General features: G+C 58.9%; 11 protein-coding genes, 1 tRNA gene, 1 other RNA gene and 2 pseudogenes. 9 read left to right on the forward strand and 6 right to left on the reverse strand.

All coding sequences use genetic code 11. The features are described 5' to 3' along the window. Both NW815_RS03910 and NW815_RS03915 read left to right on the forward strand, forming a co-directional pair. A pseudogene (locus NW815_RS03910) lies at nt 1-598 on the forward strand (cobalamin-dependent protein); the annotation flags it as partial. 143 nt (nt 599-741) lie between these two features. After that, nucleotides 742-1665: pseudogene (locus NW815_RS03915) on the forward strand (vitamin B12 dependent-methionine synthase activation domain-containing protein); the annotation flags it as partial. A gap of 4 nt (nt 1666-1669) precedes the next feature. Here the strand turns inward: NW815_RS03915 and NW815_RS03920 are convergent. Continuing rightward, the gene (locus tag NW815_RS03920) at nt 1670-2476 is read right to left on the reverse strand and encodes an ABC transporter permease (RefSeq protein WP_414415735.1); all 807 of its coding nucleotides are present in this window, start codon (nt 2474-2476) and stop codon (nt 1670-1672) included. A 449-nt stretch (nt 2477-2925) separates the two neighbouring features. Here NW815_RS03920 and NW815_RS03925 point away from each other — a divergent pair, with 449 nt between their 5' ends. Then, nucleotides 2926-3690 (forward strand): TIGR03943 family putative permease subunit, encoded by a 765-nt coding sequence (locus NW815_RS03925; protein ID WP_414388512.1) that lies wholly within the window; start codon nt 2926-2928, stop codon nt 3688-3690. 22 nt (nt 3691-3712) lie between these two features. Here the strand turns inward: NW815_RS03925 and apcB are convergent, their stop codons facing one another. Together apcB and truB are read right to left on the reverse strand one after the other, a co-directional pair. Next, nucleotides 3713-4216, reverse strand: a complete 504-nt coding sequence (gene apcB / locus NW815_RS03930) for an allophycocyanin subunit beta (protein WP_011433791.1) — start codon at nt 4214-4216, stop codon at nt 3713-3715. A gap of 239 nt (nt 4217-4455) precedes the next feature. After that, nucleotides 4456-5355 (reverse strand): tRNA pseudouridine(55) synthase TruB, encoded by a 900-nt coding sequence (gene truB / locus NW815_RS03935; RefSeq protein WP_414388516.1) that lies wholly within the window; start codon nt 5353-5355, stop codon nt 4456-4458. A gap of 95 nt (nt 5356-5450) precedes the next feature. On the opposite strand from truB, the gene NW815_RS03940 reads away from it, so the two are divergent. Then, complete coding sequence (locus tag NW815_RS03940) at nt 5451-6467, forward strand: DMT family transporter (RefSeq protein WP_414388510.1); 1017 nt, start codon at nt 5451-5453, stop codon at nt 6465-6467. A gap of 22 nt (nt 6468-6489) precedes the next feature. On the opposite strand, the gene trpS is transcribed toward NW815_RS03940, so the two are convergent. Continuing rightward, nucleotides 6490-7485 carry a tryptophan--tRNA ligase gene (gene trpS / locus NW815_RS03945; RefSeq protein ID WP_414331708.1) on the reverse strand — a complete coding sequence of 332 codons (996 nt, stop codon included), beginning with the start codon at nt 7483-7485 and terminating at the stop codon, nt 6490-6492. A 123-nt stretch (nt 7486-7608) separates the two neighbouring features. Between trpS and NW815_RS03950 the strand changes: the two genes are divergently transcribed. The 3 genes from NW815_RS03950 to gatC all read left to right on the forward strand — a co-directional run bounded on the left by NW815_RS03950 (nt 7609) and on the right by gatC (nt 8978). Beyond that, entirely contained in the window at nt 7609-7893 is a 285-nt protein-coding gene (locus NW815_RS03950) for a chlororespiratory reduction protein 7 (RefSeq protein ID WP_414388508.1), read from the forward strand. 172 nt (nt 7894-8065) lie between these two features. Further along, nucleotides 8066-8587, forward strand: coding sequence for a photosystem I assembly protein Ycf3 (locus tag NW815_RS03955; protein WP_414388507.1), 522 nt, complete (start codon nt 8066-8068; stop codon nt 8585-8587). A 97-nt stretch (nt 8588-8684) separates the two neighbouring features. Then, nucleotides 8685-8978, forward strand: coding sequence for an Asp-tRNA(Asn)/Glu-tRNA(Gln) amidotransferase subunit GatC (gene gatC / locus NW815_RS03960; RefSeq protein WP_414330390.1), 294 nt, complete (start codon nt 8685-8687; stop codon nt 8976-8978). A gap of 2 nt (nt 8979-8980) precedes the next feature. Here the strand turns inward: gatC and NW815_RS03965 are convergent. Further along, nucleotides 8981-9052, reverse strand: a tRNA-Lys gene (locus NW815_RS03965). Nucleotides 9053-9152: 100 nt separating this feature from the next. Here NW815_RS03965 and ssrA point away from each other — a divergent pair. Next, nucleotides 9153-9554: a transfer-messenger RNA gene (ssrA, locus tag NW815_RS03970) on the forward strand. Between the two features lie 80 nt (nt 9555-9634). On the opposite strand, the gene NW815_RS03975 is transcribed toward ssrA, so the two are convergent. Then, nucleotides 9635-10273, reverse strand: coding sequence for a Crp/Fnr family transcriptional regulator (locus NW815_RS03975; protein ID WP_011433798.1), 639 nt, complete (start codon nt 10271-10273; stop codon nt 9635-9637). Between the two features lie 306 nt (nt 10274-10579). Here NW815_RS03975 and atpC point away from each other — a divergent pair, with 306 nt between their 5' ends. Next, on the forward strand, nt 10580-10993 hold the full coding sequence (atpC, locus tag NW815_RS03980) for an ATP synthase F1 subunit epsilon (protein ID WP_011433800.1): 414 nt from the start codon (nt 10580-10582) through the stop codon (nt 10991-10993). Nucleotides 10994-11159 lie beyond the last annotated feature (166 nt).

Genomic DNA, 11159 nt, shown 5'->3' on the forward strand with positions numbered 1-11159 from the left:
CCCCCCCTGGAGATCATCAACACCTTTTTGCTAGACGGCATGAAGGAGGTGGGGGAGCTTTTTGGCGCCGGCAAAATGCAACTGCCGTTTGTGCTGCAGTCGGCAGAAACCATGAAGGCGGCGGTGAAATACCTGGAGCCCTTCATGGAAAAAGTAGGCGGGGAGGTGTGCAAAGGCACCTTCTTGATCGCCACCGTCAAGGGGGATGTCCACGACATCGGCAAAAACCTGGTGGACATCATCCTCACCAACAACGGCTACAAGGTCATCAATTTGGGCATCAAGCAGCCGGTGGAAAACATCATCGAGGCCTACGAAAAGTACAAGCCCGACTGCATTGCCATGAGCGGCCTGTTGGTGAAATCCACCGCCTTTATGAAAGAGAATCTGGAGGTGTTTAACGAGCGGGGCATTACCGTGCCGGTGATCTTGGGAGGGGCGGCCCTCACCCGCCGCTTTGTGGAAGAAGACTGCCGCCAGACCTACAAGGGCCAAGTCATCTACGGCCGCGACGCCTTTGCCGACCTGCACTTTATGGATCGGCTGATGCAGGCCAAGGCGGCCGGGCGCTGGGATGACCGGCTGGGTTTTCTGGATAACTTCGAGCTGGGATCCCGCTCTGACAACCGCCAGAGGAGAGCTGCGGCAGCCGTGGAGGAAAGGGATCCCACCTTGCCGGCTCCAGAGGTGACCGTGGGCGCCGCTCCTGCCCCTGCTGTCTCGGCTGGCGACGGCGGGGCAGACACCCGTCGTTCCGAGGCGGTTACCCTCGATACCGAGCGGCCCATCCCCCCCTTCTGGGGATCCCAAGTTCTCGAGCCGGATCAGATCCCCTGGCCGGAGGTCTTCTTCTACATCGACAAGCAGGCCCTGGTGGCCGGCCAGTGGCAGATCCGCAAGCCGCGCGACCAGTCGGCGGAGGAGTTTGCCCAGTTTCTCGCCACCCAGGTGGAGCCGGTGATCGAGCGCTGGAAGGAGCGGATTGTTACCGAGGACTTGCTGCGCCCGCAGGTGGTTTATGGCTACTTCCCGGCGCAGGCGGAAGGGAATACGGTGATCCTCTTCGACCCGGCCAGCTTCCCCGAGCTGTTTGCTCTAGAGCCCGGCTCCACCACCTATTTGCAATTGCCCACCGTCGATCGCCCTCGGCTTTCTCCCCAGGTGCGGGAGCTGGCCCGCTTCACCTTCCCCCGCCAGAAGAGCGGCCAGCGCCTCTGCATTGCCGACTTCTTCGCCGACCGCTCCACCGGCCTGGTGGACGTCTTCCCCATGCAGGCAGTTACAGTGGGGCCAGAGGCCACGGCCTACGCCCAGCACCTCTTTGCCGAGGGCCAGTACACCGACTATCTCTATTTCCACGGCCTGGCCGTCACCCTGGCAGAGGCCTTGGCGGAGTGGTGCCATGCCCGCATCCGGCGGGAGCTGGGCTTTGGCGGCGAGGACAGCCCCGACATCCGCCAGATCCTGCACCAGGGCTACCGCGGCTCCCGCTACAGCTTCGGCTATCCCGCCTGCCCCAACATCGCCGATCAGCGAGTTTTGTTGGAGCTGCTCCAGACGGAGCGCATCGGCCTGAGGATGGACGAAAGCGACCAGTTGGATCCTGAGCAGTCCACCACCGCCATCGTCGCCTACCACCCGGCGGCCCGCTATTTCAATACTTGATCCCTCACCCCCGGCCCCTCTCCCTAGAGGAGCGGCTGAGCAGGGGAAAGCCCATCACGGCAACCAAGGTTATCGCGACGATCACGGTGGAGAGGGCGTTGATCTCCGGCGTCACCCCTCGCCGCGCCGTGCTGTAGATCAAAATGGGCAGGGTCTGGCTTTCGGGCCCGCTGGTGAAAAAGGAGATCACAAAATCGTCGATGGAGAGGGTAAAGGCCAGCAGCGCCGCGGCCAGGATCCCTGGCATGGCCAGCGGCAGTGTGACGTAGCGCAGCTTCTGCCAGGTGTTGGCGTAGAGGTCGTAGGCGGCTTCCTCCAAAGCCGGATCCAAAAGCTGCAGGCGGCTGCGCACCACGATGGCCACAAAGGCAATCTGAAAGGTGATGTGGGCAATCACCATCGTCCCCAGGCCCAGCTCAAACCAGCCGGTGTAGGCGCGCACCAACTGGTAAAACAACAGCAGGGTAATGGCCATCACAATGTCGGGGACGACCACCGGCAACAGCAGCAGTCCCTGCACAGCCTTCTGGCCGGGGAAGCGGTAGCGGTACAGCCCATAGCCCAAAAGGGATCCCAGCAGCGTGCTCACCAGGGTGCTGACTCCAGCCAAGACAAGGGTATTTTGCGTGGCCTGCCAGATCGCAGCATTGCGAAAGAGAGCCCAGTACCAATCGAAGGTAAAGCCTGTCCACACCAACCCGAAGCGGGCGCGGTTAAAGGAATAGACAGCAATGAGCAGAATTGGCAGGTAGAGAAAACCATAGATGGCGTAGCTCACGCCCCGCAGCCAGCTAGGTATCCTTGCCAACATTCGTGTGTGGTATCTCAGTTGTCTCTATCCCACTGTAGAGCAGGCTGCCAAAATTGCAGCAACTCCCTAGGCTTTATACATCAGCCTGCAACCCTGTCTATCACGCCAAAGTCCGTGCCAATGTGAGGTTATCTGTGGCTGGATTTGTTGAATTGATGATGGGATCCCTGAAGCTGTAAAGACGGCAATCAAAGAACGTGAGCCAAACGAAATGTTTTGCTGTTCGCGTTAGGGGGACGGAGTCCTTGCCTTATTCGGGCAACCCGATACCTGTGACTGGGAAATTGGCAGCACAGGCATTCCCCAACGCCGGCAGTGGGCACTTCCGCGAGGATTGCTAAACTTAGGCTCGGAGTGGTGTGAAAAAGCTGCAACCCATGCCCAAAAGCAGTTCTGGTCCTCTTCGAGAAAAACAAAATCCAGAGGAACCGCACGCGAAAACCAAGGGTATGTCTCGGCCTGTCGGTCGCGTCAGCGGGACGGAGTCCAAACCGTTGCGGTGGGGCAATACGGCCTACTGGGAGGCGGCTGGGCTGATGTTGCTAGGGATCCTGCTGATCGTCTATCGCTGGCGGGGCACCCTGCTGATGTTGATCAATCCCGGCTACGTGAATGTGGCGCTGTTGGCCGGGCTGTGTCTGTTGGGCTTGGGGATTGGCCGTTGGCGAGGAGCCAAAGTCCCTTCTTCTGAAGTCCATTCCTCGCTACTGGGGCCGCGGCTGGGCGCAGGACTGTTGATCCTGACGGCCCTGCTGGGGTTTTGGGTCGAGCCACGCCCGCTCTCCAGCCAAACTGCCCTCAACCGAGGGGTATCTCCCTATCTGGGAGCATCTCGTAGCCAGCCGCAGGCTTTTCGCCCCAAGCTCGACCCCCGTCAGCGTACTCTGCTGGACTGGGTGCGCACCTTGGATGTTTACCCGGATCCCTACACCTATGAGAACCAGCCGGTGCGGGTGCAGGGGTTCGTCATTCCCGACGAGCGACCCGACCACTTTGTTATTGCCCGGTTTTTGGTTAGCTGCTGTGCTGCCGATGCTTACCCTGTGGGCTTGCCGGTGCGCTGGCCAGAGGCAGAGCAGTTAACTGCCGACAGTTGGCTGCGTCTGGAGGGGCGCATGGCCGTGGAGCAGCGGGATGGCCAATCTCAGTTGGTAATCGCTGCCGAGCAGGTGGAGCCGATACCGGTGCCGCCAAACCCCTATGCCGACGAATAAGAGCAGGCGCTTAGATATCGGTTTAGATATCGGTTTCGCTCAGCTTAGCGCTCAGGTAATCGAAGGGCTCGGCCACAAAGCTGTAGTCTTCGCCGGAGCCAAGCAGCTCCAGGGTGCGGGTTTTCATGTTTTGAATGCCAATCACCGTCGGGGCGATGGGCACGCCGAGGGAGTTGTAGGTCTCCCGCAAGCCCGCCAACACCCGCTCATCCAGAATGCTGTTATCGGCAGCCACCAGCGCGTAAGAAGCGTAGCGCAAGAAGTAGTCCATATCCCGCAAACAGGTGGCGTAGCGGCGGGTGGTGTAGGCGTTGCCTCCCGGACGAATGAGATCTGGCACCTGGGCGAACATGGCCGCAGCAGCCGTTTTGACGATATCCACTGAGTTGAGATTGATCACGTTTACGGCCTTGATGCGCCGCAGCCCAGAGTCGTAAAAAGCCTTGAGCGCATCCATTGCCTCCCGATCCAAGTAGCGGCCCGTCAGGTCGTAGGTTTTGATCAGCGTGGTTACGGCATCCCGCATATCCCCAACTCCGTTCCTGTGACTTTACTTTGCAAAGTAGCTTGAGATGAAAAAATGAGAAGAGATTTTGCCGGACAACATCCAAAGGTCAACCTTGGAAAATCGAGCCAGAGCCCGGCAACGGCGACGCTTCAGGCTCCCCTTCGCCCTCAGAAGTTTAGCATGCAGGGGTTTCTTTCCCACTTCCCTCTGAGACAATGGCCAATGTTGTTACGAAAATGTAACCTTTCTGCAACACTCTAGGGATCCGGCGACAACACCCGCAGCGGCTTGAGCTGGCCTGCCTGACCGTACCCCAAGCCCAAAAACTTGCCCTCCTCATCCAGCACCCGCAAAGTAGGGGCATCGACAACAGGCCGGTCGAGGAGAATGGCCCGACCCTGCAGCCACTGCTTCGCTTCGGCGGAAGAGAGCTGTACCGCACCCCAATCGGCAAATCCCCACTCAATGGGCAACAGGGCGGCAGCGGGATCCGCGGATCCCCGCCATCTCTCTAGCGGCAGGCTTTCTGCGATGCGAAAGGGGCCACTTTGCAGCCGTCGCAGCCGGCTCATCAGCCCTCCACAGCCCAATTTTTCCCCCACATCGCGGGCAAGGGCACGAATGTAGGTGCCGGGGCCACAGGCAACTTCCAGATCCACTTCCGGAAAGTCTCCGGCTCGCCAGCCCAGGATGCGCAGTTGCCGAATGACCACCCGTCGGGGTTCCAACTGGAGTTCCGCAGCCTCCACGCCGGCCCGGGCCAACTGGTAGAGCTTTTTCCCCTGGCGCTTAAGGGCGCTGTAGAGGGGCGGCACCTGCCAGATCTCGCCGGTAAACTCCCGCAAGCACTGCTCTACCTGCTCGCGACTCAACCCAGGACAAGGGGATCCCACCCGGATCTGCCCTTCGGCATCGTCGGTGTCGCTGCGCTGTCCCAATCGGAAGGTTGCTTGATACACCTTATCCCCCGACAAAAACGACAAAAAGCGTGTTGCCCGTCCCACCGCAATCGGCAAAACCCCCGTTGCCGCCGGATCCAAGGTGCCCCCATGCCCCACCTTGCGGGTGCGCAAGACCCGCCGCACCACTGCCACACAGTCGTGGGAGGTGAGCCCCGCCGGCTTGTCCAGGTTGAGAAAGCCCTCCAGGGATCCCATGCCAGGCATAACATGCATCAACAGTTAAGATTTGTAACTGAGCTGCCCCAGCGCTTAACATGGGGTTAACTTCCGTCTCTGAGTTTGAAGCACCCATGGCCCAGTCTGACCTGTCCTCTCAGCCTATCTGGCAACGCCTCCTGATGATTGCCCCCTTTTTCCTGTGGGGCTCAGCAATGGTGGTGATGCGAGACGCCCTCTCCGAGACCACCCCCCTCTTCATTGCCATTCTGCGGTTGTTGCCGGCAGGGATCCTGGTTCTGGCCTTTCGGCTCTGGCAGGGGCGGGGCTCTGCGGCCTCTCACGCCTGGCATCCCAGAGGGCTGCGCGGCTGGCTATGGGTGTTGGCGTTTGCGCTAGTGGACGGCACTTGTTTTCAGGGATTTTTGGCCCAAGGGCTGAAAGAGACAGGGGCAGGCCTGGGATCCGTGCTCATTGACTCGCAGCCGCTGGCGGTGGCTCTGATGGCCACCTGGTTTTACCGCGAGCGGATGGGATCCCTAGGCTGGCTGAGCCTGGGGCTGGGAGTTTTCGGCATTGGCCTCATCGGCCTATCCGGCGAGGGATCCCTGCAGTTGGGGGCCGGCGTCGTTTGGATGTTGATGGCCTCCCTGTCGATGGCCATCGGCACCGTGATGATGCCCAAGGTGGCGGAGGTAGCGGATCCGGTGCTGGCGACGGGCTGGCACATGGTGTTGGGCAGCCTGCCCTTGATCCTGCTGTCGGGACTGACGGAGACTCAGCAATGGCAACACCTGAGCGGAACCCACTGGCTGGGCCTCCTCTACGCTTCGGTGATGGGGAGCGCCTTGGCCTATGCCCTCTTCTTCTATTTCGCCTCCCAGGAAAACCTCACCGAGTTCAGTTCCCTGACCTTCCTCACCCCCATCTTTGCCCTGCTGTTTGGCAGCACCTTTCTGGGGGAATCGCTGACGCGGCTGCAATGGCTGGGAGTGGGCATCACTCTGGTCTGTGTGTACTTGATTAACCACCGGCAAGAATGGCAGGAGCGCCTCCACCTGGGCTGGAAAGGGATCCTCTCAGAGCTGGGTTTAGACTGGCTGGTGAGCGCCTTGAGCACCGTCGAGATCCGCGATGGCAACCCCGACTGATCAAAGCTTGGGCAGGGATCCCTTAGGGGGGCAAGAACCCCATGGCCTCTCTCACCCTTTGTAGCGTTTGCTCGGCGATGGCCCGGGCCTTAGCGGCATTCTCCCGAATCAGAACGAGCAGGTGGTCGGGGTTGCTCCACAGTTCCCGGTAGCGCTGCTGAATGGGCTCCAGGGCAGCGATGATGCTGTCGGCAAGGAGGGGCTTGAACTGCCCCCACCCCATCTCGGCACACTCAGCCGCCACCACCTCCTTGCTTTTGCCGGAGGTGAGCATGTAAATCGTCAACAAATTGTGGGCTTCGGGACGAGCCGGATCGTCAAAAGTAATGCCCCGAATGGGGTCGGTCTTGCATTTTTGGATCTTCTTGCGGATGGTATCTGGGTCATCCAGCAGATGGATACGGCTGAAATCCGAGGGATCCGACTTGGACATCTTGCGCGTACCATCGGTCAAGCTCATTACCCGCGCCCCCTCCGGACGAATCAGGGCCTCTGGGATCAGAAACACCTCTCCAAAACGGTCATTGAAGCGGCGGGCAATATCCCGACACAGCTCAATATGCTGCCGCTGATCCTCCCCCACTGGCACATACTTGGGTTGGTAGAGCAAAATATCCGCCGCCTGCAAAATCGGGTAGCTGAACAAGCCAACGCTGGTCTCCTCTCCCTGTTTTTCTTTCTTCTCCTTGTATTGGATCATGCGCTCCGCCCAGTTCATGGGGGTGATGGTGTTGAACAGCCAGGCCAGCTCCGTATGGGCAGGCACATGGGACTGGACGAATAGCACGCAATGCTCCAGGCTGAGACCGCAGGCCAAATAAAGGGCAAACAGCGAACGGGTTCGCTCCCTCAGCAGCTTAGGATCCTGAGGAACGGTGATGGCGTGTTGATCGACGATGCAAAAAAAGTTCTCGTAGTGCTCCTGCTCGGCCACCCAGTTTTTAATTGCCCCCAAGTAGTTGCCCAAATGCAGTTCGCCAGAGGGCTGAATGCCAGAGAGGGTGCGCGGCTTGGCCATAGGGAAAGCAGATCTCAAACGCCAACAAGACGGAGGACAAGAGCAAGGAAAGTCTTTTTCAGGATATCAAGAGAGGTGCAACCCGTTGGTTCATGATGGAAAAAAGACGCCCAACCCCACACCATGTTAGACTCAGAACCCGAACTGTTACGTGCTGCCAACCACTATGTGCTGCTGATCCCGGGCTTGCCGGAGCAATTTCTCAGCCCCGAGGAATTGCAGGAGTTTCTCATGCGGCTGTTGCAGGAACATCCCCACTTGGTGGATGCAGATCTGGCCCGCTATCCCACCCCTCAAGCGCAGGCACAGCGGCTGATCGACACCGCCTGTGAGATCGAAGTTTCCCCCGGCGAAACCGTGCAGTGGCATCCTGTGCGCCTGAGCAAGCGCTCTTCGACACAGTCTTGACAGGTCGGAAGTTCCTTGACAAGGCCGTTTGTGGCCTCGTCGCGACAGCGTTGCAGTTCCCCTGCCGTAGCCTGAGACAGAGCCCTCATGGAGTTGTGTTTCGGATCCCGCCTTGGGCGTGATACAACGCAAGAGTAGAGATCCTTAGTCCTAAACTTAAAAGGGGTCAGCCATGCCGCGCAGCATGAAGAACGACAACTTCATCGACAAAACCTTCACCGTCATGGCCGATCTGATCCTGAAGCTGCTGCCAGGGGTGAGTTCTGAGCAAAAGAAAGCCTTTGCCTACTACCGGGATGGCATGGCCGCTCAGAGCGAAGGAGAATATGCCGAGGCCCTAGAAAACTACAGAGAAGCCCTTGCCCTGGAGCAAGGGGAAGAAGACCGCAGCTACATCCTCTACAACATGGGCCTGATCTACCAGAGCAACGGCGAACTGGACAAGGCTCTGGAGTACTATCACCAAGCTCTGGAGTTGAACCCAAGACTTTGCTCTGCTCTGAACAACATTGCCGTGCTGCTGCACCACAAGGGCGAGCTGAGCTTGCAAGCCGGGGATGAGGAAACAGCAGAGTCCCTGTTCGACGAGGCTGCCCAGTACTGGATTCGGGCCATTCGCATTGCGCCCAACAACTACATCGAGGCCCAAAACTGGCTGAAAACCACCGGGCGCGCCAACCTGGAAGTGTACTGAGCCTTCCTGCAGAAGGACTCCGTCCCGCTAACGCGAACGGTTGCGCTCAACTACCCTAGACTAAGTTAAGTCGATAACCTGCGAGCCGGAGGAGAGGATGCTGCAACGGGAAGAAGTCCAACATGTTGCTCACTTGGCTCGTTTGGAGCTAACCGAAGAGGAGGAGATCCAGTTCACAGAGCAGCTAACAGACATCTTGGCCTATGTGGAGCAACTGAAGGAGCTGGACACGGAGGGGGTAGAGCCCACCTTTCATGTCCTGGACATGGAACTGCCCACTCGCCCCGATGAAGTTGAGCCCTACCCCGATATCGAAGGGATCCTGGCCAACGCCCCTGACCGGGCAGACATGTTCTTCAAGGTGCCCCGCATTTTGGAAGAAGAAGACTGACATGGGTCGGCAGGGATTCGAACCCTGGGCCAATCGGTTAAAAGCCGAGTGCTCTACCGCTGAGCTACCGACCCAAGTTTGCAGCTTCGTCATATTAGCAAAGCTTCTGTCACATTCGCAAAGGTTCTGGCCGTATCCCCAAAAATCTTGCTATGCTGGACTCAAGTCAACCCTGGGGCTGTAACGGTTTCGACGGGGTGGCGAACATGGGTTCATGAGGCAGGTCGGGATTGAGCTTATCCCGTTACCACCAGGCTCAAAAAAGTACGTGCGAACAACGTCGTACCCTTTGCTCGTAAAGCGGCTGCTTTGGCTGCCTAAGGCTCAGTAACCGAAAACTTACTCTGAGCTCGAGGATCTGCTCACGACCCCGTTAAGTGGGCGGATCACAACCCCAACGGGTGCAGCTCTCTACTCTGGCTCCGTCGAGGGAGAGACTAAGATTAGGCGGAGAACTCCCATCGCCGGGATCCAAACGGCGATCCCCGCCTCGAGGGTCAAAGAGGCTAAACCTGTGAATGAGTGATCCCTCAGTACCCATCTCGGACACGGGTTCGACTCCCGTCAGCTCCATCTCCCAGCAGTTAACTACGAGCCAAAAACTGCCAGCTTTCAGCCATGCCCTAGGAGCAGATCCTGCTCAGTTTCTAAAGGTTTTACGGAGCGTGGGCGAGTTTGATGACAAGGTGCCGGTTTTTGTCCACCGCAACCCAGCCCTGCTGGCGAAAGCGGTTTAGGAGACGGGTAATGGTGACCCGGGTAGTGCCGATGGCATTGGCCAAGTCCTGGTGGGTAAGGCGCACTTGCAGGCGCACCCCTGTTGCAACCGGGGATCCCAGCTCCACAGCCAAAAGGGAGAGCAACTGGCGCAGCCGATCCTCTACCCGCCGCCGTCCGGCCAAGGCGAGCAATGCTTCGGTTTGGCGCAGCCGACGCACCACCTGCTTGAGCAGCCCTTGACTCAGGATCTCTGAGGCTTCCACCTCTGCTGCCGGCAGCCGCAGCACATCAACTGCCGTCAAAGCCTTAGCTTGGTAGGGATCCAGCATCGTCAGAGGGGATCCCAGGGGCATGGAGGGGCCGGCAAACCCCAACAACGCCTCACCGCCATTGGGATAGAGGGTGGTCAACTGTACCACGCCCCGACAGACGATCACCCATTCCTCAGGAAACAGAGGGATAACCTGGCCAGGAGTGTAGGGAGATAAACTGCGGCTTCGGTAGAGGTCTTCTAGCAGCTGGCGCTCCCGTGTGGACAGGCCGGCAGCAAAATGGCTAGGCATTGCTTCAGGCATAAGCTGGCTCCGCTAGGAAAACTGGGCGCACCGGTCGTTGGGCTCCCTTCTACAAACCAACAGCAATGGTCTGGCCGTCAATGCTGAGGTGGGGGCGAGAGATAAGTGTTCCCGACAACACCTTAGCGCTTGCCTTCCAGCCTGAGGTAAAGGCAAAGTTATGCACAGGTTAAGTGTGGCTGCCCCGAGAGAATAAAGACAAAAGGAGAACCCGGCAAAGCTGCAGGGATCCGGATCCGCTAGGATCGAAACCAGGGTGCTCCGCACCGCCGACGCGAAAGTGTTCAAGCCCTCAGGAGATCTGTCGTGACGCTGATGGTTCGTGTGATTACCCCCGACCGCACGGTTTGGGATGCCCCCAGCGAGGAAGTGATCCTCCCTGCCACTTCGGGCCAATTGGGCATTCTCACTGGGCACGCCCCCCTCTTGACCGCCATCGGCAATGGCGTTATGCGGGTCAAAGCCGATGGAAAGTGGTTGGCCATTGCGGTCATGGGCGGATTTGCAGAAGTCGAAAATAACGAGGTAACCGTCCTGGTCAACCGAGCAGAGCGGGGTGAAAAAGTGGATAAGGCAGCGGCTCAGGCCCTCTTGGACGAAGCAAGCAAAGTTTTGAATACCAGCAGCGACAAGCAAGAGCGCTTGCAAGCCAAGTTGGATCAACAGCGAGCCAGGGCCTTGATCCAAGCTGCCGAGATGGGCAGCAAGACTGGAAGCTGACCCTGTCCCGGCGCGGGATCTGCAGATGGAGCTCAAGCTGCAGGAGAGATGGAGGGGCTGAGGCGCAGCCAGGGGGCCATTTTCGATCTTTGGGGATTGGCTTTGTTAGCTAGACCGGCGGGAAGCCCCGCCTTCTGTTAGTGACTAGTGGCTGGTCACTATCCAC

The organism is Synechococcus sp. R6-7, assembly GCF_047461695.1.
Taxonomy (GTDB): domain Bacteria; phylum Cyanobacteriota; class Cyanobacteriia; order Thermostichales; family Thermostichaceae; genus Thermostichus.

Excerpts from the sequence above, each read along its gene's own strand:
- NW815_RS03920 (WP_414415735.1), bottom strand. The coding sequence starts at position 2,476 with ATGTTGGCAAGGATACCTAGCTGGCTGCGGGGCGTGAGCTACGCCATC.
- NW815_RS03925 (WP_414388512.1), top strand. The coding sequence starts at position 2,926 with ATGTCTCGGCCTGTCGGTCGCGTCAGCGGGACGGAGTCCAAACCGTTG.
- apcB (WP_011433791.1), bottom strand. The coding sequence starts at position 4,216 with ATGCGGGATGCCGTAACCACGCTGATCAAAACCTACGACCTGACGGGC.
- truB (WP_414388516.1), bottom strand. The coding sequence starts at position 5,355 with ATGGGATCCCTGGAGGGCTTTCTCAACCTGGACAAGCCGGCGGGGCTC.
- NW815_RS03940 (WP_414388510.1), top strand. The coding sequence starts at position 5,451 with ATGGCCCAGTCTGACCTGTCCTCTCAGCCTATCTGGCAACGCCTCCTG.
- trpS (WP_414331708.1), bottom strand. The coding sequence starts at position 7,485 with ATGGCCAAGCCGCGCACCCTCTCTGGCATTCAGCCCTCTGGCGAACTG.
- NW815_RS03950 (WP_414388508.1), top strand. The coding sequence starts at position 7,609 with ATGTTAGACTCAGAACCCGAACTGTTACGTGCTGCCAACCACTATGTG.
- NW815_RS03955 (WP_414388507.1), top strand. The coding sequence starts at position 8,066 with ATGCCGCGCAGCATGAAGAACGACAACTTCATCGACAAAACCTTCACC.
- gatC (WP_414330390.1), top strand. The coding sequence starts at position 8,685 with ATGCTGCAACGGGAAGAAGTCCAACATGTTGCTCACTTGGCTCGTTTG.
- NW815_RS03975 (WP_011433798.1), bottom strand. The coding sequence starts at position 10,273 with ATGCCTGAAGCAATGCCTAGCCATTTTGCTGCCGGCCTGTCCACACGG.